Below are 19,685 nucleotides of genomic sequence, written 5' to 3'. Positions count from 1 at the left end.
CGGCGTCAGCTCCGCTTGGAGAAGGCGACGGGCTCCTCGACGTACGGCGCCCAGACCTCGCGGAGCTCCTCCGGGATGCGCTCGGGGCGACCCGTGGCAGCGGTCACCATGACGAGCGTCGTCGCGGCCTTCGTGTAGAGCACGCGCGGCTCGACGCCGGTCGGCGAGTACAGCTCGTAGCAGACCTCGAGGCTCGCGCCGCCGATCCGCCCGATCCAGAGCTCGATGTCGAGCGGGGCGCGCATGTACGGGATCGGCGCGAGGTACTCGATCTCCTGCCGCGCGATCAGGCTGATCGTGCGCGCGCCGGGCCGGGCGTCGAGCACCGCCGTCGCCCTCCCGCCCGGCTCCGGGGAGTCGGGGCGCCAGAACGCCTGGATGCGCGCCTCCTCGAGCAGGCGCAGCATCTCCGCGTTGTTGACGTGCGCGTAGGCGTCGAAGTCCGACCAGCGCAGCGGGATGGCGACGTGCAGGCGCATCAGTCGCGGGTGAGCTTGCGGTACGCGGAGCGGTGCGGCTTCGCCGCGTCCGGACCGAGGCGCTCGATCTTGTTCTGCTCGTACGACTCGAAGTTGCCCTCGAACCAGTACCAGTTGGCCGGGTCCTCCTCGGTGCCCTCGTAGGAGAGGATGTGCGTCGCGATCCGGTCGAGGAACCAGCGATCGTGGGTGATCACCACGGCGCAGCCGGGGAACTCGAGCAGCGCGTTCTCGAGGCTGCCGAGCGTCTCGATGTCCAGGTCGTTGGTGGGCTCGTCGAGCAGGAGCAGGTTGCCGCCCTGCTTGAGCGTCAGCGCCAGGTTGAGGCGGTTGCGCTCACCGCCGGAGAGGATGCCGGCGCGCTTCTGCTGGTCCGGGCCCTTGAAGCCGAACTGCGAGACGTAGGCCCGCGAGGGGATCTCGGTCTTGCCGACCTGGATGTAGTCGTGACCGTCGGAGACGACCTCCCACAGGTTCTTGTTCGGGTCGATGCCGCCGCGGGTCTGGTCGACGTAGGAGATGTCGACGGTGTCGCCGATCTTCAGGTCGCCCGAGTCGAGCGGCTCGAAGCCGACGATCGTCTTGAAGAGCGTGGTCTTGCCCACGCCGTTCGGGCCGATGACGCCGACGATGCCGTTGCGCGGCAGGGTGAAGCTGAGGTCGTCGATCAGGACGCGGTCGCCGAAGGACTTGTGCAGCTTCTTCGCGTCGATGACCTGCGAGCCCAGGCGCGGGCCGACCGGGATGACGATCTCCTCGAAGTCGAGGACGCGCGTCTTCTCGGCCTCCGCCGCCATCTCCTCGTAGCGCGCGAGGCGCGACTTCGACTTGGTCTGGCGGCCCTTCGCGTTGCTGCGGACCCACTCGAGCTCGGTGGTCAGGCGCTTGGCGAGCTTCGCGTCCTTCTTGCCCTGCACCTCGAGTCGGGCGCTCTTCTTCTCGAGGTAGGTCGAGTAATTGCCCTCGTAGGGGTAGAGGTGACCGCGGTCGACCTCGGCGATCCACTCCGCGACGTTGTCGAGGAAGTACCGGTCGTGGGTCACGGCGAGGACGGCGCCGGGGTACTTGGAGAGGAACTGCTCGAGCCAGAGCACGCTCTCGGCGTCCAGGTGGTTGGTGGGCTCGTCCAGCAGCAGCAGGTCGGGCTTCTGCAGCAGGAGCTTGGTCAGCGCCACGCGGCGCTTCTCACCTCCGGAGAGGCTGGTGACGGGCGAGTCCCCCGGCGGGGTGCGCAGCGCGTCCATCGCCTGCTCGAGCTGGGAGTCGAGGTCCCAGGCGTCGGCGGCGTCGATGGCCTCCTGCAGGGTGCCCATCTCGGCGAGGAGCGTGTCGAAGTCGGCGTCCGGGTCCGCCATCGCCAGCGAGATCTCGTTGAAGCGGTCGATCTTGCCCTTGATCTCGCCGACGCCCTCCTGGACGTTCTCGAGCACCGTCTTGGTCTCGTCGAGCTCCGGCTCCTGCATCAGGATGCCGACGGTGTAGCCCGGGCTTAGACGCGCCTCGCCGTTGCTCGGGGTGTCGAGCCCCGCCATGATCTTCAGGATCGTCGACTTGCCGGCGCCGTTCGGGCCGACCACGCCGATCTTCGCCCCGGGCAGGAACGACATCGTGACGTCGTCCAGGATCAGCTTGTCGCCGACCGCCTTGCGGGCGCGCACCATCGAGTAAATGTATTCAGCCACTTCAGTCCCTCAACCGCTCGTACGTTCTCGGAGCCCCGCTCTCCGCCGCGGGCGTCCCGTTCATCGGGTGCCCCTCGGCCGGAATGTCGCCGGTGATCGACCACCGCACGCGGGAGCGCGGGCGGGAAGGTCGGAGGCCGGGCCGGTACCGAGGATACCGGCTGGACGCGCGGAGCGTTCGGCTCGCTGCTCCGGCTCCGGCCGGCGGCTCAGCCGTCGAGCGGAACGGTGCTGCCGATGAGGCAGGCGCCGGTCGCGATCGGCGCGGCGACGACCGCGCGGACGCCGTCCACCTTCGGCCCGTACTGCCCGATGAGGCAGGCGTCGCTCGCCTTCACCGAGACCTGCACGGAGTCGGCCTCGAGGCCGACCGAGGTCTCGTCGGCGGTGAGCTGCATCGACTCCTTCGCGAAGCCGGCGGCCACGAGAGCGTCGACGACGCTCCGGCCGGGCGTCTCCGGATCGGAGCCCGCGGCGGCGGTGACGGTCTCCCGGAAGAAGGGGAGGTTCTCCTCGGCGGTGCCGCCGGGCACCAGCGCGACCGGGGCGGCGGGCTCCTCGGTGGACGGGGCGGCCGACGCCGACGGGCTCTCGGCGGCCGGCGGCGCGGTGGGCGCCGTGCAGCCGGCGATCCCGGTCAGCAGCGCGAGCACCGCTCCCGCTCGCAGGCCGGCGCGGACGACGGTCCGTGTGCTCACTCGAATCCCTCCCGCGGCGGCCGAACGCGCGCCGAACGCCGCGTCAGAACGGGGCGTCGGCCGAGTCTAACGAGGCCTCGGACGGCTCCGACGCGGAGGCGCGCGCTGCGCCCCAGTCGCCGCCGGAGGACGCGGAGGTCGCGCCCTCGACGGCGGCCGGCGCCTCCGGGCTCCAGCCGCTCGCGCCGCTCGTGGCCGCCTCGGGCGCTGCCGCCTCGGGCGCTGCCGCCTTCGCCCGCCCGACCGTCCGGGTGCAGCGGGTCGTCCCCCAGGCCAGGTCGTGGCCGAGGCCCTCGGCGATCACGCTCACGTCCGTCCCCGTCTTGCCGCCGGACTCCCAGGAGCGGACGGAGAGGCGCCCGGTGACGAGGACGCGGTCGCCGCGCGCGAGCGAGGCCAGGGCGTTGCCGGCCAGCCCGTTGAAGGCGTTCACGGTGTACCAGTTGGTCGAGCCGTCCACCCAGCGCTGAGTGGAGCGGTCGTAGCGCCGCTGGGCGGACGCCAGGCGGAAGGTCGTCATCGCGGTGCCGCTCGCCGTGTCGACGCTGCGCGGCTCGGTGCCGATGACTCCGATGACGGTCAGGGTGTCGGTCATGCTGCTGTCCTCTCCTCGGTCGCCGCCACGGGCGGCGCTCCTCTGCTCCCGGCGCGACTGCGACGGGGACGCCGCCCGGGCGGAGGGGGCCGGAACCACCCGGGCGACGCAGGGACAGTGTCGCGACGAAGGGCCCGCCTCCGTGCTGGAGGCGGGCCCTTCGGTGGAGACCGGGCGACATCGTCGCCTGGGGAGGAGAGCTAGGAGGCGAGGATGTACTTGGAGTACGACTTGCGGATCTTGTTCACCTTCGGCAGCGCCACCGCGAGGCAGTAGCCCTGGCCGGGGTTCTTGGCGAAGAAGTCCTGGTGGTAGTCCTCGGCCTCGTGATAGACGCCCAGCGGCGCGATCTCGGTGACGATCGGGCCGTCCCACCACTCGGACGCGCGGTCGCGGGCGGTCTCGAACAGCTCCTTCTCCTCGTCGGAGGAGTAGTACATGGCCGAGCGGTACTGCGTCCCGACGTCGTTGCCCTGGCGGTTGAGCTGCCGCGGGTCGTGCAGCGTGAAGAACACGTCGAGGATGACCTGCTCCGGAACCACCTCGGGGTCGAAGGTGACGGCGACGGCCTCCGCGTGCCCGGTGCGGCCCGTGCAGACGGACTCGTAGTCGGGATTCGGGGTGGATCCGCCGGTGTAGCCGGAGACGACGTCGGTCACGCCGTCGAGGACGCGGTAGACGGCGTCCAGACACCAGAAGCATCCTCCGGCGAGTACGAATGTGCGCATTGCGTGTGACTCACTTCCTGTCGCATCGACGCGTCCGGGGTGCCGGGCACGTCTCTCGATCCAACACCTCCGGCGCTGTGCGCATTCCGCACGGCTCGAGCGCTGGAATAGAGTCGGCGCGTGAGCTACGACGCCGCCCCCGCCCGCTACGACGCCATGGACTACCGACGCGCTGGACGGAGCGGGCTGAAGCTGCCCGCCCTCTCGCTCGGCCTCTGGCACAACTTCGGATCCGACCGCCCCCTCGACACCCAGCGCGCGATCCTGCGCCGCGCGTTCGACCTGGGGATCACCCATTTCGACCTCGCGAACAACTACGGCCCGCCGTACGGCGCCGCCGAGACCGCGTTCGGCCGCCTCTTCGCCGAGGACTTCCGCCCGTACCGCGATGAGTTGATCGTCTCCTCCAAGGCCGGCTACGACATGTGGTCCGGCCCCTACGGTGACGGCGGCTCGCGCAAGTACCTGCTCTCCTCGCTCGATCAGAGCCTGACCCGGCTCGGACTCGACTACGTCGATGTCTTCTACTCGCACCGCCCCGACGCCGAGACGCCGATCGAGGAGACGATGGGCGCGCTGGTCTCGGCCGTCGAGCAGGGCAAGGCGCTCTACGTCGGCATCTCGAACTACAGCCCGGAGCAGACCCGCGCCGCCGAGGCCGCCCTGGCCGGCAGCGGCGTGCACCTGCTGCTGCACCAGCCGCGCTACTCCCTCTTCGACCGCCACATCGAGGACGGCCTCTTCCCGGTCCTCGACGAGATCGGCACGGGCTGCATCGTCTTCTCGCCGCTCGCCCAGGGCCTGCTGACCGACCGCTACCTCGACGGCACGGTCCCGGCGGGATCCCGCGCGGCGACCTCGCGCTTCCTCTCCTCCGACCGGATCGACGAGAAGTACCTCGAGCGGGCCCGCGGTCTGAACGCGATCGCCGAGGGCCGCGGCCAGACCCTCGCGCAGCTCGCCCTGAGCTGGGTCCTGCGCGTGCCGACGGTCACGAGCGCCATCATCGGCGCCTCGAGCGTCGCCCAGCTGGAGCAGAACGTCGCGGCCCTCGAGGCCGGACCGCTCACGGAGTCGGAGACCGCCGCGATCGAGGAGTTCGCGGTGCACGGGACGTCGCTGAACTGACGGCCCTGACCTGACCGCCGCGGGCCGGCGGCGATGTCGGTGGTCGCTCGTAGTCTGCGAGAGCACTCGGCCGGTGGGTGCTCCCGCATTCGACGACCAGCAGGAGGAAGCAGTGTCCCTCACCACCCTTCACGCCACCCGCGTCCCGCCCACCCTCACCCGCGTGAACGCCCGCCTCTGGCGCGTGAGCACCGGAGGCGGCTCGATCGTCGGCCACGTCGAGCTCGTCGAGGGCCCGCAGGGCGAGAAGTACCGCGCGCGGCTGCTGCGCGCGGGCATGCCGGCCGGCGCCGAGATCGGCGAGTTCTGGAGCGTCGAGGACGCCGTCGAGGTCTTCCGGGTGGCCTGAGCCCCGGCTCGGCGCGCCGATCCCCCGGGGGTCGGCGCGCCTGACCGGTGTGCCGCCGGGCCCCGGGCTAACGTTCGGCTCATGCAGTGGTGGAACGAATTCGTGACCTGGGTCCAGACGGCCGAAGGGCGCCAGTCGGTGTTCGTCGGCGCACTCGTCCTCCTCGCCGTGATCGTCGGGGTGATCGTGGCCGCGCTCGTCCTCCGCTCGGCGATCGCGCGCCTCATCCGGCAGCAGGAGCACGAGCGCAAGAACGCGGTCATCGCGACGCTGATCGACGCCGCGGTCGACGCCTCCGCCTGGAACGTGCTCAGCCAGTCCGAGCGCATCCTCAGCGACCGCGCCGCCGCGCAGGCCGAGACCCACCTCCGCCTGCTCCCCGTCAAGGGCTCGGGAGTCGCCGCCAACTGGGCCGCGCACGAGCTCGCCGACCTCAAGCACACCTCGTCGACCGGCGGGTACCAGACGCAGGCGAGCGTCGGCGAGTTCCGAGACCGCCTCGTGCTCTGGCGCGACAAGCCGAACCGCGCCCGGAAGGCGTTCCTCGCCGACCTCGAGCGCTGGCGCTTCTCGGAGACCTCGCGCCCCGAGACGCCGAAGACCGGTGCCTCGACGGAGGGCTCGAACGAGCGCTCCCCCGAGCCCGTCCGCACGACCCCTGCGGCCGCTGCGGCGACCCCGGTGGTCGTCGGTGCCGGCTCGAGCACCGAGCCGACCACCGCCTTCGAGCGGCCGTCGACGCCGACGATCGTCCTGCCGCCCGCCTCCGACGGACCGCACAACGACGAAACGCGCCGACTTCTCGCCGACGTCGACCGCCTCGACGTCCCGTCGCGCGAGCGGCCCGTCGAGGAACTGCCGCCCGTCGAGCAGCGCGCCGCGAGCACGGACGCGGACTCCGCGGAGGAGTCGGACGAGTCCTCGGCCGAGCGCGATCAGAGCGCCGCGACCGCCCGCCCGGCCGACTAGCCGTCCCGAGGAAGAAGAGAAGGCCCCGATCGCGAGTGCGATCGGGGCCTTCTCCGTGGTGCAGTTCATACGCCTCAGACGTGCGCATCTCGAGCACGAGCGACTCGACCGACCAGCACAGCGAGGGGCGCCGCGATGATCGTCCACGCGACGGCGATTCCGCCGAGGATGGCGAGGAGCAACATGGTCGTACCTCCGTTTCTTACGTCGTTGTAATTCCGGTGCTGGACCAGCCTAGGGGCGGGTGGAGGGGCGGAACGGCCGATGCGGCGAAACACGCCGGTGTTGCTCAGATATCTGCACTGTGCTAGCGCCGCCCGGACCGCGAGCCCGCGTCCGGGGGACCTGCCGACCCGCGTCCGGGTGGCAGGAGCGGACGGGGCTCGACGGAGAGGATCCGACGGGCGGGCGGAGCGATCGCCGCGGTCGTCGTGACGCGGAAGTGCCCCCGGCAGGACTCGAACCTGCGACCGTCAGATTAGAAGGCTGCTGCTCTATCCGCTGAGCTACGGGGGCGTCTCGCCAGGCTACTACGGCGCCTCCACGCGGCGGCGTCGCCACGGCGCCGGCAGCAGGGCCCGGTCAGACGCCCTGCACGAGACCCAGCACGCCGACGACCAGGGAGACGACCGCGAGCAGCAGCGAGATCCCGATCAGGATCGTGTGGACGCGGAGGAAGGTCGTGGCGCGACCGGAGGCGTCGCGGGCCCGCGGGTCCTTGCGCACCCGGCGGAGGAACGGCGGCCAGACGACGGCGTTCCAGACGGCGTTGGCGATCAGCAGCACGCAGACGAGGATCATCACGGAGATCGATTCTAGGAGGCGCTCCCCCGCCGCCCCGGCCGTGTCGGTGGCCGCGGATAGACTTCGGCGCATGAGTAGCGCCCCCGACCGTCTTGTCTGGATCGACTGCGAGATGACGGGACTCGACCTCGCCGTCGACGAGCTCGTCGAGATCGCCGTGATCGTCACCGACTTCGATCTCGAACCCCTCGACGAGGGGCTGTCGATCGTCATCCGCCCCGACGCGTCGGCGCTGGAGAACATGGGCGACTTCGTCCGGAACATGCACGAGACGTCGGGCCTCCTGAAGGAGATCCCGGACGGCGTGAGCGTCGCCGAGGCCGAGTACGAGGTCCTCGAGTACGTGCTCAAGCACGTCCCCGCCGAGCAGCAGGCGCCGCTCGCCGGCAACTCGATCGGCACCGACCGGGCGTTCCTGGTCAAGTTCATGCCGCGTCTCGACGCGCACCTGCACTACCGCAACGTCGACGTCTCGACCGTGAAGGAGCTGGCCCGCCGCTGGTTCCCGCGCATCTACTTCAACGCTCCGGCCAAGCACGGCGGCCACCGCGCCCTCGCCGACATCCTCGAGAGCATCCGCGAGCTCCGCTTCTACCGCCGGGCCGTCTTCGTCCCCGAGCCGGGCCCCACCTCCGCCGAGGTGCAGGCCGTCTCGGCCGCCGTCGTGGACGAGTTCGCCTCGCGGATGTAGTACTCTCGTACAGTTGCTTCGCGGGTTCGCCCCGCGGAACACCGTCCTGGTGGGTATAGCTCAGTTGGCAGAGCGCCTGGTTGTGGTCTAGGAGGTCGCGGGTTCGAGCCCCGTTACTCACCCCAGTTGTAGGAGAACCACCTCGGAAGGCCCGGAGTCGATGGCTCCGGGCCTTCCGTCGTTCCGCCGCCGGAGATCCGACCGCTCCCCTACCTGATCGACGACGAGAGGCCAGGCGATGCTCACCCTCGACGAGGCCGAGTTCGAGACGCTGGTCGTCGCCGAGCTCGACGCCCTCCCGGACGACATGGTCGACGGGCTCGAGAACGTCGTCTTCGTGGTCGAGGACCGTCCCGAGGACGGCTCGCTCGACCTGCTCGGCCTCTACGACGGCGTCGCCCTGACCGAGCGCGAGCGCTACGGCTTCGGCGAGATGCCCGACCGGATCATCCTCTACCGCGAGCCGCACCTCGCCGCCTGCGAGACCCTCGACGAGCTGCGCGACGAGATCCACGTCACCCTCGTGCACGAGATCGCGCACTTCTACGGCATCGACGACGACCGCCTGCACGAGCTCGGCTGGGCCTGACCCGTCAACCTGGAGCGATGGCCTCCGGGTCGCTCGAGTCGAGCACCAGGTCGGCGCCCTCGCGGGGACGCTCGCGTGCGCAGTAGCGCCGGAACTGCTCGTCCCAGGAGTCCCAATGCGGCTCGAAGAGCGCGCCGTCGCGGGCGAGCGCGCGCTGCTTCCGCTGCGCCTCGTCCGCCTCGATCCAGACGGTGAGGTCGGCGAAGCGCCGGCTCCGCTCCCCCGCGGCGCCGCAACCCTCGAGCAGGAGGAGCGGTCCCTCGGCGGTGCGCGGGCCAGCGGTCGTGTCGGCCGCCCAGTTCCAGGCCTGCCAGCGCGCGCCGAGCCCGAGCGCGTGCGGCCGGACGATCCGGTCCGCCGCGATCGCGACCGAGCGGTCCAGGCCTGACCAGCCGGGGTAGACGTCGTCCATCCGCACGAGCGCGGCCGCGGGAGCGCGGGCGGACCGCCGCAGCTCCGCCAGCAGCGCCAGCGCGAACGTCGACTTCCCCGAGCCGCTCGGGCCGTCGAGCAGCACCGTGCGCGCGCGGCGGGCGACGAGGCCGGCGACGAGCGTCCGCGCGGTCGCCCCGGTGAGGTGCTGCGGGTCAACCATTCAGCACGAAGCTCCAGGCGCCGGTCAGCACGGCCGCGGTGACCGCGACCGCCGCGATCGCCGCGCCGCCCAGCATCAGCAGCCCGTCGAACGCGCCCAGGCGCGACTCCCGCGCCCAGGTCCGCGGGGTGTCCGAGCCGAAGCCCTTCGCCTCCATCGCGGTGGCGAGTCGGCTGCCGCGCCGGATCGCCAGCACCAGCAGAGAGAAGCTGCGGGCGCCGAGGCTCTTGAGCGCCGCGATCGGCCCACGGCCATCGGCCACGCCGCGCGCGCGGCGGGCCATCGCGAGGGTGCGCCAGTCGTCGGTGAGCAGGCCGACGAGCCGCATCCCGGCGAGGCCGCCGAGGACGAAGCGCGCCGGGAGCCGGAGGATCTGCGCGAGCCCGTCCGCGAGATCGGTCGGATCGGTCGTCGCGATCAGCACGACGCTCGGCAGGCCGATGGCGAGCACGCGCAGGGCGATCGCGGCGCCGAGGGCGACGGAGCCCTCCGTGACGGAGACGAAGAGGAACTGCCCCAGCACGGCGCCGCTGTCACGCCCGTAGAGCACGGTCGTGATGCCCGCGAGCGGCGCCGCGATCCAGACCGGAGCAGTACGGCGCACCAGGTCGCCGGGACGCAGCCCGACGAAGGGCAGCACGAGCAGCTCGAGCGCGAGCGCGGTCGCCGCGGACACGACGTCGACCGTCAGGATCAGGACGACGGCGATGACGAGGCTCGCGACGAGCTTCGCGACGGGGTTGGCACGGGCGATGCGGCCGCGGGCCGGGATCGCGTCCAGGAGCGTCATCCGGTCACCGCCGTCGGCTCGCCGAGGCGCACCACGGCGTCGGCGAGGGCGGACACCAGGTGCTCGTCGTGGGTGACGGCGAGCACCGCGCGGCCGTCCGCGCGCAGCTCGGCCAGGAGATCGACGACCACGTCCCAGGTCCGCCGGTCCTGCCCGAAGGTCGGCTCGTCGAGCACGACGACGGCGGGACGCCGGACCAGCGCCGAGGCGACGGTGAGCCGCCGCTTCTCACCGCCGGAGAGGGTGAACGGGTTCGCCTCGGCGAGGTGGGCGAGGCCGAGCCGCTCGAGCAGCTCGTCGGCGCGGCGCCGCTCCGCCTCGTCGCGTGCGCCGAGGTGCAGCTCCTGGCGGACCCGCGCCGTGAGGAACTGGTGCTCCGGCTCCTGGAACACCATCGCGACCCGGTCGGCGAGCTGCCGCGAGCTCCAGCGGTGCGGGTGCGGAGACGCTCCGTCGCGCACGGCCGACGAGGCCACGACCTCGCCCCCTGCCGGCGGGAGGAGACCGGCGAGCGTCAGGGCGAGCGTGGACTTGCCCGCGCCGTTCGGGCCCAGCACGGCGGTCACCCGTCCGGCGTCGATCGTCAGGTCGAGGCCCGTCGCGATGAGGGGCGGCGTGCGCCGGCCGAACACGGGGCGGGCGAGATCGAGCGCGGCGGCGGTGAGGGCGGTCGACGCGGGTGCCGGTGACTCGACGCGCCGCTCCGGGTGCTCACCGGGGAGCCAGACACCCGCTGCCACGAGGACACCGCGGGCGCGCTCGATCACGGGACGCGGCTCGCCGTCCGCGACGACCGTGCCGTCGGCGCCGAGCACGACGATCCGGTCGACGAGGTCGATCCAGACGTCGACGCGGTGCTCGACGACGATCAGGGTGGCGCCGGAGCGCGCCGTGGTCCGCTCGACCGCGGAGCGCACCTCCTCGACCCCGCGCGGATCGAGGTTCGCGGTCGGCTCGTCGAGCAGCAGGAGGCGGGGCTGCATCGCGAGGACGCCGGCGAGGGCGAGCCGCTGCTTCTGCCCGCCCGAGAGCGCGGAGGTCGATCGGTCGAGGGCGACGTCGAGACCGACGTCGTCGAGCGCGCGCCGAACCCGCGCCGGGATCTCCCCGCGCGGCACACCGAGGTTCTCGCAGGCGAAGCCGACGTCGTCGCCGACGCGGGCCAGCACGGCCTGGGTGTCCGGGTCCTGGAGGACGAGACCGGCCACGCCGCGGCGCTCCGCCGGCGAGGCGCCGTCGATGCTCAGCTCGCCCTCGTCCGCGCCGTCCTCCTCGCCGCCGAGCACCCCGGCCAGCGCGTGCAGCAGCGTGCTCTTGCCCGCGCCGGACGGACCGAGGAGCAGGACGCGCTCGCCCGGCTGCACCTCGAGGTCGAGCCCGGTGACGGCCGCGCTCGACCGGCCCGCGTGCCGCCAGCTCCAGCCGCGGGCCCGGATCGACGCGCCGCTCATCGAGCGCCCGCGCCCGCCCCCTCGACCACGCGGCCCTCCCGGCCGGAGACGAAGCGGTCCAGCGCTCCGGAGGCGGCGAGGCCGCGCACCGCGAACCAGGGCAGGAGCCCGGCGAGGACGGCGCCGGACACGAGCGACGACACGACGTAGACCGTGCGGAACAGGTCGTCGACGGCGGGGTAGTAGACCAGCAGGTCGTTGACGGCGAGGGCGAGGCCCGCGCCCGCTCCGGCGAGCATCGCCACGAGCGGGCGTCCGCTGCGGTAGAGGAAGAGGGCGAGCACGATCTCGGCGCCGAGGCCCTGGACGAGGCCGGAGAGCAGGACGGCGAAGCCCCACTGCGTGCCGATCAGCGCCGAGACGACCGCCGCGAGCAGCTCCGTATAGAGCGCCGCGCCGGGCTTGCGGATGATCAGTCCGCCGAGCACGCCGGCGAAGAGCCAGCCGCCGCCGAGGAGGCCGCCGAGGCCGGGGAGGAACTCGAAGGCGACGCCGAGGACGTTGGTCGCGATGCCCCACGCCCAGAAGACGATGCCGGCGGCGACGGCCACGACGCTGGCCACGACGATGTCGACGACCCGCCAGCGGAGGTCCCGGGGACGGCCGGCTGAGGAGGGGGTGGACTTCTGCGCTGCTGACTTCTGCGCGGAGGTGTTCTGCGCTGCTGAGTTCTGCGCTGCGTTGTTCTGCGCTGGTGTGTTCTGCACTGACGTGCCCTTTCGTGGAAGCGAAACGGGGCACGGGTCGAAGAAGAGGAGATCGAAACGTTCCTTCGCTGGCATGACCCAGATCAGGTTCGACGGTCGAAGGCTGCTGCCTTCCTCTCAGCCCGGTGCACCGGACTCCCGTGTTCGTCAGCAATCATAGACAGCATGTCGTGGTCGGTGGTGCTCGTCCTCGCCGCGGTCCTCGTGGTGCTCCTGCAGGTGCTGCTCTGGCGGCGCCGCTTCCGGATCCGCCGTGAGCTGCTCAGCTACGGCACGCGGGTGTCCGGTCGGGTGGTCGCCCAGGATCCGGCCCGCGGAGACGCCTCGGCGGCGCGCGATCTCGGTCGACTGCTCGTCGCCTACCGCCTCGTCGACGGCGAGGAGCGGCACCTGGTGAAGACCCCGCAGCGCCGGGGTGACGCCTGGATGGCGGGCGAGCCGGTCGCGGTCATCTACGACCCGCGGCGGCCGAACGACGCCGAGCGGCTGATCGTCGGCTTCGGCCGGACGAAGAAGACGTGGTTCTCGGCGCGGCCCCAGCGCTGAGGCCGCGCGCCGGAGCGGCTACTTCTTGAGCGCGCGGATGATCCGCGCGAGCGCCTTGCCGGAGACCCAGACCAGCGGGACGCCGACGGCGAGCACCGAGACGATGTTCGGCTGGAAGCGCAGTCCCAGGTCGTCCTTGATGTAGGCGCCGATCGGCACCACGGCACCGCCGCCGCCTCCTCCGCCGCCCTCCTGGCCGTCCTCGGAGCCGCTGCCGCCGCCGAAGCCGAACCAGCGGAGCGAGACAGGGACGAGCGAGACGCCGTCGACCTCGATCGGGTCTCCGTAGCTCGTCGCGGCACCCGCGGAGGTCACTTTGTCGGCCAGGGAGACAGCGATGTTGGGCATGGCCCGACGCTACTCCGCGGGCCGAACGGGCGACAAGCGGCGCACCGGCGCGCACAGGACTCCCCCACCTCCTCCCCGAGGTCTGCTGCGATGATCGTCGGATGCCGTCCCGCCCGCGCCGCCGCCGACCAGGTCGCGCCGCGACCGTCGCGGTCGCGAGCCTGCTGCTGGCGGCGTTCCTCGCCTTCCACCGCGTGCTGTGGGACGCGGCCGGCTGGCTGTCGGTGGTCGAGACCGCGATCCCGTGGTCCGGACTCGCGGTGCTCCTCCTCGTGGCCGCCGCGGTCGCCCTGCGCTCGCGCGGTGCCGGAGCAGCGGTGACCGTGCTCGTGATGGTCTACGGCGTGCTCGTGCTCCCGGTGGCGCTCCCCGCACCGGCGGTCCGCTCCGGATCGTTCACCGTGATCAGCCAGAACCTCGGCACCGGCGACGACGCCGGAGCGCTGGCGGCGGAGCTGGCGGCGAGGGAGCCGGACGTGCTCGCCTTCCAGGAGCTGGCCGGCGAGGATCGCGAGGCGGTCGACGCGGAGCTCTCGGACGCGTACCCGCACTCGTACGTGGTCGGCACCGTCGGGCTGTGGAGCCGCACCGAGCTCTCGAACGGCGAGCCGCTCGACCTCGGCCTGGACTGGAACCGCGCCCTCGCGGTCGACGTCGACACCCCGCTCGGGGCGACGCGGCTCTTCGTGGTGCACCTCGCCTCGTTCCGCCTCGGCGATCACGCCGAGCGCGATACGATGCTGGGCGGCCTCGCCTCGACGCTCGCGGACGACGCGTCGGACCGCACGCTCGTGGTCGGCGACTTCAACACCGCGACCGACGACCACCTGCTCGCACCGGTCCTCGACCAGGCGGCGCTGGTCCGCACGTCCGGCATCGGCTTCCCGGCGACCTGGCCGGCTCTGCTGCCGCTGGTCTCGCTCGATCACGCTCTGGCGGACGGGGTGCCCGCCGCGACCCTCGAGGTCCTGCCGCCGAACGGCTCGGACCACCGGCCGATCAGTCTGACGATCGGTTCCGCGTAGCGAGGGTGTCGCTGATGTCGATGCCCTTGGCCGACTCCGGAGCGGAGCGCGAGAGCAGCGAGGCCGGCCGGACGGCGCCGGTGCCGAAGCGCGCCGAGACGCCGTCGACCGCGAGCTCGGCGTCGCGCCAGTCGTCCGAGTCGCTCCAGAGCGAGAAGGCGACGTCGTCGCCCTCGACGAGCTGCTCGCCGCGGACGCCGATCAGGCGCACGGGCCGGCGCAACGGGTTGGCCGCCTCGAGCAGCGCGGACGACGCGTCGTAGAGCACGCGCGCCACGTCCGTCGCCTCGGGCAGCGTCCGCGAGCGCGTCAGTGTGCTGAAGTCGCCGAAGCGGACCTTGACGGCGACCGTGCGGCAGCGCACGCCGGAGCGGCGCATCCGCACGGCGACCTTGTCGCAGAGGCGCAACAGCTCGCGGCGGACCAGCTCGGGGTCGGCGACGTCGTCCGCGAAGGTGATCTCGTGGCCGGCGCTCTTCTCGATCTGCCGGGTGTCGACCGGGCGAGGATCGACGCCGTTGGACAGCGCGTGCAGGCGGCGCCCGGTGGCCTCGCCGAGAGCCGAGACGAGGGAGGCGAGCGGCGTGGTCGCCACATCGGCGACGGTCCGCAGGCCCCGGCGCACCAGCGCCTCCTCCGTGCTGGCGCCGACGCCCCAGAGCGCGCTCACCGGCAGCGGGTCGAGGAAGGCCTGCACCCCGTCGGACGGCACGACGAGCAGGCCGTCGGGCTTGGAGCGGCCGGAGGCGAGCTTGGCGACGAACTTGGTGCTGGCGATGCCGACGGAGCAGGTGAGACCGAGCTCGTCGTGCACCCTCCGGCGGATCTCGGTGCCGATGGCCCAGGGCGAACCGGAGATCCGCCGCGCGCCGGCGACGTCGAGGAACGCCTCGTCGATGCTGAGCCGCTCGACGAGCGGGGTGAAGGAGTCGAAGATCGCCATCACCCGGCGCGAGGCTTCGCGGTAGCGGTCCATGTGCGGCTCGAGGATGATCGCGTGCGGGCAGCGGCGGAGGGCGACGGCCATCGGCATGGCCGAGTTGATGCCGTACTTGCGCGCCTCGTAGGTGGCGGCGGTGACCACCGAGCGCGAGCCGATGTGCCCGACGACGACCGGCTTGCCGCGCAGCTCCGGGTGCTCGAGCAGCTCGACGGAGGCGAAGAACGCGTCCATGTCGACGTGCAGGATGCTCGCGCGCGGGTCGTCGAAGGGCTCGGTGGTGACCTGCCGCCCGCTGCCGTCCTGCTTGCTCACGTTCCGCCCTGCTCGAATGGCGCACCGCTCCCCTGACGGCGGTGCTTCCGAGGATCATGGTCGCACGCACCACCGACACCGGGCCGCCCTCGCGCGGACCCGCCCCGGTGGGAATGGCGGCGCCGCTCAGGCGGTTGACCCGAGCACCCACGATCACTCCATCGGAGAAGACATGACGCACGAGCACGAGCCCGCCTCCCCCGACTCCGACCTGAGCCTCTGGCTCGACCTGCAGGCCCGCGCGCACGCCGCGTTCGAGGTACGCCTCGACGCGGTGGTCGACTGGACGGCGCCGACCCCCGACACCGAGTGGGACACGCGCGCGCTCGTTCTGCACGTCGTCCGCGAGCAGCAGCGGGCGCACACGCTGCTCTCCGGCGGCGACGAGTCGCCGATCCGGCTCGAGCCCGTCGCCGCCGATCTGCGGAGCGAGTGGACCCGGGTCACGACCCTGCTGCGCGCCGTGTCCCGCGAGATCGACCCCGCCGCGGAGCTCCGCCTCGGCCGCGACACCGTCACCGCGCTGGAGCTGCTGCAGGAGCAGGTCGCCGACATCACCGTGCACACCTGGGACCTCGCGCGGGCCACCGGCAGCGAGGAGGCGATGGAGGAGGGCCTCATCGCCGCCGTGTGGGAGCTCTTCGCCCCGCAGGAGGAGACGCTGCGCGCGAGCGGGCTGTTCGCGGCGCCCGTGCCGATCGACGCCACCGCGCCGCTGCAGAGCCGACTGCTGGCGGTCACCGGCCGCGACGACCGCCTCGCCGCGTGAGCCGCGGCACCTGAGCGGCGCCGCACGAGCCGCACCACCTGAGAACGACCCCAGGCTGCCGACGGCAGGATGGGGAGGTCCGCGCCCACCGCGCGGACGGCACCAGGGGCCCAGCGCCCCGACGAGGAAGGGACACCCATGACACGCGTCGCCGTCATCGGAGCACACGGCAAGGTCGGCCAGCAGATCCTCCATCTGCTCTACGACGCCGGACACGAAGCGGTCGGAGTCGTCCGCAACCCCGACCACTCGGAGGACATCGTCCGCCTCGGCGGCGAGCCGCTCGTCCACGACCTCGAGCACTCGACCGCCGAGGACTTCGCCGGGCGACTGGAGGGCGTCGACGCCCTGGTCTTCACCGCCGGCGCCGGGCCCGACTCGGGTCCCGAGCGCAAGCGCACCGTCGACCTCGGCGCCTCCGTCCTCAGCCAGGAGGCGGCCGCGATCGCCGGCATCCGCCGCTTCGTGCAGATCAGCGCGATCGGCGTCGACGCCCCGCTCGACGACGACACCGAGGAGGGCTGGCGCGCCTACGTCGAGGCCAAGCGCGACGCCGACTCGGCGCTGCGCAGCACCGACCTCGACTGGACGATCCTCCGCCCGGGCGGTCTGACCAACGACGAGGGCACCGGCCGGATCGAGCTCGGCGAGAGCGTCGAGCGGGGCAGCATCCCGCGCGAGGACGTCGCCGCCACTGTGATCGCGGTGCTCGCCGATCCCTCCTCGATCGGAAGGACCTGGGAGATCGTCTCGGGCGACGTCGCCATCGAGGACGCGGTCGCGAAGGGCGCCTGAGCGCTCACCGCCCGTCGGGCGCCGGGAGCCCTGCACCTAGAGTGGGGCGGGTGAGCACTCACCCGCCCCGCCCCTGGATCCGCAGCTACGCCGAGGGAGTGCCGGAGGAGCTGGAGCTCCCGGCCGGCTCGCTCGTCGACATCGTCACCGAGTCCGCGCGGCTCTACCCGCATCAGGTCGCGCTCGAGTTCTTCGGCCGCTCGACCAGCTACGCCCAGCTCGCGGACGACGTGGAGAGGGCCGCGGAGGGCCTGCGCCGGCTCGGCGTGCGGTCCGGCGACTCGGTCGCTCTGATCCTGCCGAACTGCCCGCAGCACGTGGTCGCCTTCTACGCGGTCCTGCGTCTCGGCGCGGTCGTCGTCGAGCACAACCCGCTCTACACGCCGCGCGAGCTGCGGCATCAGTTCGAGGACCACGGCGCGCGGGTCGCGATCGCCTGGGACCGCGTGGTGCCGCTCGTCCAGGACCTCCCCGAGGACCTCGGCGTCGAGACGATCGTCTCCGTCGACCTGACCCGGGCGATGCCCGCGCCGATGCGCGCGGCGCTCCGGCTGCCGATCCGCAAGGCCCGCGAGTCGCGCGCCGCGCTGACCGGGAAGGTCCGCGGCGCGATCGAGTGGGACTCGTTGCTGCGCCGCCGGCTCGACCCGGCGCACCCGCGGCCGACGGCGGAGGACCTCGCGGTCATCCAATACACCAGCGGCACGACCGGCACCCCGAAGGGCGCCGAGCTGACGCACCTCAACCTCACGGCCAATGCCGCGCAGTCCCGCGCGTGGGTGCCGACGGTGCGCCGCGGCGACTGCGTCGTCTACGCGGTCCTGCCGATGTTCCACGCCTACGGGCTGACCCTCTGCCTCACCTTCGCGATGAGCATGGGCGCACGTCTCGTGCTGTTCCCCAAGTTCGATCCGGACCTCGTCCTCAAGGTCGTCCGGAAGCACCCGGCGACGTTCCTGCCCGCGGTCCCGCCGATCGCCGAGCGGCTCGCCCTCCGTGCGAAGGAGAAGGGCGTCTCGCTGCAGGGCATCGAGATCGCGATCTCGGGCGCGATGCCGCTCGACCCGGACCTGGTCGAGTCGTTCGAGGCGCTGACCGGCGGCACGCTCGTCGAGGGCTACGGGCTGTCGGAGACCTCGCCGGTGCTGATGGCGAACCCGGTCAGCACCGCGCGCCGGGCCGGCACCGTGGGGCTGCCGCTGCCGGGGACGGACGTGCGGATCGTCGATCCGGAGGACCCGGAGACCGAGGTCGAGGCCGGCGGCCAGGGCGAGCTCGTCGTCCGCGGCCCGCAGGTGTTCCGCGGCTACCACCGCAAGCCCGACGAGACCGCGGCCGTGTTCACCGCCGAGGGCTGGTTCCGCACCGGCGACATCGCGACGATCGACGAGGACGGCTTCGTCACCATCGTCGACCGGATCAAGGAGCTGATCATCACCGGCGGCTTCAACGTCTCGCCGTCGGAGGTCGAGGAGGTGCTCCGCCGGCTGCCCGCCGTCCGCGATGTGGCCGTCGTCGGCCTGCCGGACGCCCGGAGCGGCGAGCAGGTCGCCGCCGCGGTCGTGCTCGAGCCGGGCGCCCACCTCGATCAGGAGGAGGCGCACCGCACCGTCCGCGAGGCACTCACGCCCTACAAGGTGCCCAAGCGCATCGTCGTCGTCGACGAGCTGCCCCGGAGCATGATCGGGAAGGTGCTGCGCCGCGAGGTGAAGGCACTGCTGCTCGACGAGTCCTGAGGCCGGGCGGTTCCCCGCCGACCTCAGGACTCGCGGGGGTCAGAAGTCGAAGCCTCCGCCGAAGTCGCCGCCGCCGAAGTCGCCGCCGCCGCCGAAGTCGCCCCCGCCGTAGTCGCCTCCTGCGTCGCCGGCACCGGCGTCGCCGCCGTCCGCTCCCGCGTCTCCGCCGTCTCCACCGTCGGCGCCCTCGGCCTGGACCGACTCGCCGACCCCGTCGGGGATGAACGCGTCGGCGATGGCGGAGCCGATCACGAAGCCGGCGATGGTGCCGAGCATCGACGAGGCGAGAACGCCGCCGAAGCCCATGCCGCCGGCGCCGCCACCGGCGAAGCGCCGCTCCATGAAGCCGGGCTGGCGCAGCTCGCTGCGGGTCGCGGACTGGGCGAGCGACTGCGCGTCGTCCGCGCGCGGGGCGTCGCCCGCGGGCGCGCCCTCGCTGAGCTCGCGGAAGACCTGCTGGCGCTGCTCGGGCGTGAGCTGCTCGAACGCCTCGCGGTGCACCTGCTCGATCGCCTCGGGCGGCGCGGTCCGGAGGAGGTAGCGGTAGCGCTCGATCGCGATCTCGTCCTTGCTGCGCGCGGACTGCGCGGGCGGGGTGCCGTAGGACGGGGCGTCGGCGCGGCGCTCCGCGGCCGCAGGGGCCGGGTAGCCCACGGCGGGGCGGCGCTCCTCGGGTCGCTCTTCGCGGCCCAGCAGTCGGTCCAGGAATCCCATGATCTCCTCCTCGGCGCGGCAGGATGCGCACGCACAGCGCAACGCTATGCCTCCCTCCGCAGGGATCGCTGAGGGTTCACTCAGAGCGAGCCCAGCGCGGAGGACCGCGAGCGAGCGCGGGTCTCGATACGCCCCTCCGGGGCTACTCGACCAGCTTGAACGCGAGCTCGACGTCAGGAACCATGCTGATCGAGTAGGCCGCGCAGCGGGCGTATCGAGATCCACCAGCGTCAGCAGGCGAG

At 72.5% G+C, this 19,685-nt stretch carries 23 protein-coding genes, 2 tRNA genes and 1 riboswitch; of the genes, 11 read left to right on the top strand and 14 right to left on the bottom strand.

Going from position 1 to position 19,685, the window contains the following annotated elements:
• Nucleotides 1–5: 5 nt before the first annotated feature.
• The 5 genes from C1I64_RS05280 to msrA form a co-directional block, all read right to left on the bottom strand.
• A complete protein-coding gene (locus C1I64_RS05280; protein WP_123703462.1) occupies nt 6–479 on the bottom strand; it encodes an acyl-CoA thioesterase in 474 nt (157 codons plus the stop codon).
• Nucleotides 479–2,161: an energy-dependent translational throttle protein EttA gene (gene ettA / locus C1I64_RS05275; protein WP_123445782.1), complete on the bottom strand. Its 1,683-nt coding sequence runs from the start codon at nt 2,159–2,161 to the stop codon at nt 479–481. The genes C1I64_RS05280 and ettA overlap by 1 nt, the downstream gene beginning before the upstream one ends.
• Before the next feature lie 209 nt (nt 2,162–2,370).
• The gene (locus C1I64_RS05270) at nt 2,371–2,859 is read right to left on the bottom strand and encodes a DUF6993 domain-containing protein (protein ID WP_127886448.1); all 489 of its coding nucleotides are present in this window, start codon (nt 2,857–2,859) and stop codon (nt 2,371–2,373) included.
• A gap of 43 nt (nt 2,860–2,902) precedes the next feature.
• Nucleotides 2,903–3,454 (bottom strand): single-stranded DNA-binding protein, encoded by a 552-nt coding sequence (locus C1I64_RS05265; protein WP_127886447.1) that lies wholly within the window; start codon nt 3,452–3,454, stop codon nt 2,903–2,905.
• A 200-nt stretch (nt 3,455–3,654) separates the two neighbouring features.
• A complete protein-coding gene (msrA, locus tag C1I64_RS05260; protein WP_127886446.1) occupies nt 3,655–4,182 on the bottom strand; it encodes a peptide-methionine (S)-S-oxide reductase MsrA in 528 nt (175 codons plus the stop codon).
• Nucleotides 4,183–4,302: 120 nt separating this feature from the next.
• Between msrA and C1I64_RS05255 the strand changes: the two genes are divergently transcribed.
• From C1I64_RS05255 to C1I64_RS05245, 3 genes are all read left to right on the top strand, one after another.
• Nucleotides 4,303–5,310: an aldo/keto reductase gene (locus C1I64_RS05255; protein WP_127886445.1), complete on the top strand. Its 1,008-nt coding sequence runs from the start codon at nt 4,303–4,305 to the stop codon at nt 5,308–5,310.
• Nucleotides 5,311–5,422: 112 nt separating this feature from the next.
• The gene (locus C1I64_RS05250) at nt 5,423–5,659 is read left to right on the top strand and encodes a hypothetical protein (protein ID WP_164874448.1); all 237 of its coding nucleotides are present in this window, start codon (nt 5,423–5,425) and stop codon (nt 5,657–5,659) included.
• 81 nt (nt 5,660–5,740) lie between these two features.
• Nucleotides 5,741–6,628 (top strand): hypothetical protein, encoded by an 888-nt coding sequence (locus tag C1I64_RS05245; RefSeq protein WP_164874447.1) that lies wholly within the window; start codon nt 5,741–5,743, stop codon nt 6,626–6,628.
• A 443-nt stretch (nt 6,629–7,071) separates the two neighbouring features.
• On the opposite strand, the gene C1I64_RS05240 is transcribed toward C1I64_RS05245, so the two are convergent.
• Nucleotides 7,072–7,144: transfer RNA gene (locus C1I64_RS05240), tRNA-Arg, on the bottom strand.
• Between the two features lie 66 nt (nt 7,145–7,210).
• Nucleotides 7,211–7,429 (bottom strand): SCO4848 family membrane protein, encoded by a 219-nt coding sequence (locus tag C1I64_RS05235; protein WP_127888462.1) that lies wholly within the window; start codon nt 7,427–7,429, stop codon nt 7,211–7,213.
• 73 nt (nt 7,430–7,502) lie between these two features.
• On the opposite strand from C1I64_RS05235, the gene orn reads away from it, so the two are divergent.
• The 3 genes from orn to C1I64_RS05220 all read left to right on the top strand — a co-directional run bounded on the left by orn (nt 7,503) and on the right by C1I64_RS05220 (nt 8,712).
• A complete protein-coding gene (gene orn, locus C1I64_RS05230) occupies nt 7,503–8,123 on the top strand; it encodes an oligoribonuclease (protein ID WP_123445774.1) in 621 nt (206 codons plus the stop codon).
• Between the two features lie 49 nt (nt 8,124–8,172).
• Nucleotides 8,173–8,248 (top strand) — tRNA-His (locus C1I64_RS05225).
• Between the two features lie 113 nt (nt 8,249–8,361).
• Nucleotides 8,362–8,712: a metallopeptidase family protein gene (locus C1I64_RS05220; RefSeq protein WP_123445773.1), complete on the top strand. Its 351-nt coding sequence runs from the start codon at nt 8,362–8,364 to the stop codon at nt 8,710–8,712.
• Nucleotides 8,713–8,716: 4 nt separating this feature from the next.
• On the opposite strand, the gene C1I64_RS05215 is transcribed toward C1I64_RS05220, so the two are convergent.
• Genes C1I64_RS05215 through C1I64_RS05200 form a run of 4 tightly spaced genes read right to left on the bottom strand, consistent with a single transcriptional unit; the run spans nt 8,717 to nt 12,255 of the window.
• A complete protein-coding gene (locus C1I64_RS05215) occupies nt 8,717–9,307 on the bottom strand; it encodes a nucleoside/nucleotide kinase family protein (RefSeq protein ID WP_127886442.1) in 591 nt (196 codons plus the stop codon).
• Nucleotides 9,300–10,097, bottom strand: coding sequence for an energy-coupling factor transporter transmembrane component T family protein (locus tag C1I64_RS05210; RefSeq protein ID WP_127886441.1), 798 nt, complete (start codon nt 10,095–10,097; stop codon nt 9,300–9,302). The genes C1I64_RS05215 and C1I64_RS05210 overlap by 8 nt, the downstream gene beginning before the upstream one ends.
• Nucleotides 10,094–11,548 carry an ABC transporter ATP-binding protein gene (locus tag C1I64_RS05205; RefSeq protein ID WP_127886440.1) on the bottom strand — a complete coding sequence of 485 codons (1,455 nt, stop codon included), beginning with the start codon at nt 11,546–11,548 and terminating at the stop codon, nt 10,094–10,096. The genes C1I64_RS05210 and C1I64_RS05205 overlap by 4 nt, the downstream gene beginning before the upstream one ends.
• A complete protein-coding gene (locus C1I64_RS05200; RefSeq protein ID WP_127886439.1) occupies nt 11,545–12,255 on the bottom strand; it encodes an ECF transporter S component in 711 nt (236 codons plus the stop codon). The genes C1I64_RS05205 and C1I64_RS05200 overlap by 4 nt, the downstream gene beginning before the upstream one ends.
• A gap of 43 nt (nt 12,256–12,298) precedes the next feature.
• A riboswitch (TPP riboswitch) is annotated at nt 12,299–12,406 on the bottom strand.
• A gap of 14 nt (nt 12,407–12,420) precedes the next feature.
• On the opposite strand from C1I64_RS05200, the gene C1I64_RS05195 reads away from it, so the two are divergent.
• Complete coding sequence (locus C1I64_RS05195) at nt 12,421–12,801, top strand: DUF3592 domain-containing protein (protein ID WP_123445769.1); 381 nt, start codon at nt 12,421–12,423, stop codon at nt 12,799–12,801.
• An 18-nt stretch (nt 12,802–12,819) separates the two neighbouring features.
• Here the strand turns inward: C1I64_RS05195 and C1I64_RS05190 are convergent, their stop codons facing one another.
• Nucleotides 12,820–13,149, bottom strand: a complete 330-nt coding sequence (locus tag C1I64_RS05190) for a hypothetical protein (RefSeq protein WP_123445768.1) — start codon at nt 13,147–13,149, stop codon at nt 12,820–12,822.
• A 101-nt stretch (nt 13,150–13,250) separates the two neighbouring features.
• On the opposite strand from C1I64_RS05190, the gene C1I64_RS05185 reads away from it, so the two are divergent.
• Nucleotides 13,251–14,174: an endonuclease/exonuclease/phosphatase family protein gene (locus C1I64_RS05185; protein ID WP_127886438.1), complete on the top strand. Its 924-nt coding sequence runs from the start codon at nt 13,251–13,253 to the stop codon at nt 14,172–14,174.
• On the opposite strand, the gene dinB is transcribed toward C1I64_RS05185, so the two are convergent.
• The gene (gene dinB, locus C1I64_RS05180) at nt 14,149–15,429 is read right to left on the bottom strand and encodes a DNA polymerase IV (protein ID WP_123736887.1); all 1,281 of its coding nucleotides are present in this window, start codon (nt 15,427–15,429) and stop codon (nt 14,149–14,151) included. The two genes, C1I64_RS05185 and dinB, sit on opposite strands and share 26 nt — an antisense overlap.
• Before the next feature lie 172 nt (nt 15,430–15,601).
• Here dinB and C1I64_RS05175 point away from each other — a divergent pair, with 172 nt between their 5' ends.
• From C1I64_RS05175 to C1I64_RS05165, 3 genes are all read left to right on the top strand, one after another.
• Nucleotides 15,602–16,198 carry a TIGR03086 family metal-binding protein gene (locus tag C1I64_RS05175; RefSeq protein WP_127886437.1) on the top strand — a complete coding sequence of 199 codons (597 nt, stop codon included), beginning with the start codon at nt 15,602–15,604 and terminating at the stop codon, nt 16,196–16,198.
• A gap of 138 nt (nt 16,199–16,336) precedes the next feature.
• Nucleotides 16,337–16,993: an SDR family oxidoreductase gene (locus tag C1I64_RS05170; RefSeq protein ID WP_127886436.1), complete on the top strand. Its 657-nt coding sequence runs from the start codon at nt 16,337–16,339 to the stop codon at nt 16,991–16,993.
• Between the two features lie 50 nt (nt 16,994–17,043).
• Nucleotides 17,044–18,729 carry a long-chain-fatty-acid--CoA ligase gene (locus C1I64_RS05165; RefSeq protein WP_127886435.1) on the top strand — a complete coding sequence of 562 codons (1,686 nt, stop codon included), beginning with the start codon at nt 17,044–17,046 and terminating at the stop codon, nt 18,727–18,729.
• Nucleotides 18,730–18,768: 39 nt separating this feature from the next.
• Here C1I64_RS05165 and C1I64_RS05160 read toward each other — a convergent pair whose 3' ends face one another.
• Entirely contained in the window at nt 18,769–19,443 is a 675-nt protein-coding gene (locus C1I64_RS05160; RefSeq protein ID WP_127886434.1) for a hypothetical protein, read from the bottom strand.
• Nucleotides 19,444–19,685: the final 242 nt, after the last annotated feature.

Origin of the sequence: Rathayibacter festucae DSM 15932 (genome assembly GCF_004011135.1) — a bacterium.
Classification (GTDB): Bacteria; Actinomycetota; Actinomycetes; order Actinomycetales; family Microbacteriaceae; genus Rathayibacter; species Rathayibacter festucae.
Note: the sequence above shows the minus strand (reverse complement) of the source record. Positions and strands in the feature narration are given on the sequence as shown.

Excerpts from the sequence above, each read along its gene's own strand:
- C1I64_RS05220 (WP_123445773.1), top strand. The coding sequence starts at position 8,362 with ATGCTCACCCTCGACGAGGCCGAGTTCGAGACGCTGGTCGTCGCCGAG.
- msrA (WP_127886446.1), bottom strand. The coding sequence starts at position 4,182 with ATGCGCACATTCGTACTCGCCGGAGGATGCTTCTGGTGTCTGGACGCC.
- C1I64_RS05215 (WP_127886442.1), bottom strand. The coding sequence starts at position 9,307 with ATGGTTGACCCGCAGCACCTCACCGGGGCGACCGCGCGGACGCTCGTC.
- C1I64_RS05190 (WP_123445768.1), bottom strand. The coding sequence starts at position 13,149 with ATGCCCAACATCGCTGTCTCCCTGGCCGACAAAGTGACCTCCGCGGGT.
- C1I64_RS05160 (WP_127886434.1), bottom strand. The coding sequence starts at position 19,443 with ATGGGATTCCTGGACCGACTGCTGGGCCGCGAAGAGCGACCCGAGGAG.
- C1I64_RS05245 (WP_164874447.1), top strand. The coding sequence starts at position 5,741 with ATGCAGTGGTGGAACGAATTCGTGACCTGGGTCCAGACGGCCGAAGGG.
- C1I64_RS05185 (WP_127886438.1), top strand. The coding sequence starts at position 13,251 with ATGCCGTCCCGCCCGCGCCGCCGCCGACCAGGTCGCGCCGCGACCGTC.
- C1I64_RS05210 (WP_127886441.1), bottom strand. The coding sequence starts at position 10,097 with ATGACGCTCCTGGACGCGATCCCGGCCCGCGGCCGCATCGCCCGTGCC.
- C1I64_RS05235 (WP_127888462.1), bottom strand. The coding sequence starts at position 7,429 with ATGATCCTCGTCTGCGTGCTGCTGATCGCCAACGCCGTCTGGAACGCC.
- C1I64_RS05265 (WP_127886447.1), bottom strand. The coding sequence starts at position 3,454 with ATGACCGACACCCTGACCGTCATCGGAGTCATCGGCACCGAGCCGCGC.
- C1I64_RS05205 (WP_127886440.1), bottom strand. The coding sequence starts at position 11,548 with ATGAGCGGCGCGTCGATCCGGGCCCGCGGCTGGAGCTGGCGGCACGCG.
- C1I64_RS05170 (WP_127886436.1), top strand. The coding sequence starts at position 16,337 with ATGACACGCGTCGCCGTCATCGGAGCACACGGCAAGGTCGGCCAGCAG.
- C1I64_RS05280 (WP_123703462.1), bottom strand. The coding sequence starts at position 479 with ATGCGCCTGCACGTCGCCATCCCGCTGCGCTGGTCGGACTTCGACGCC.
- C1I64_RS05195 (WP_123445769.1), top strand. The coding sequence starts at position 12,421 with ATGTCGTGGTCGGTGGTGCTCGTCCTCGCCGCGGTCCTCGTGGTGCTC.
- C1I64_RS05175 (WP_127886437.1), top strand. The coding sequence starts at position 15,602 with ATGACGCACGAGCACGAGCCCGCCTCCCCCGACTCCGACCTGAGCCTC.
- orn (WP_123445774.1), top strand. The coding sequence starts at position 7,503 with ATGAGTAGCGCCCCCGACCGTCTTGTCTGGATCGACTGCGAGATGACG.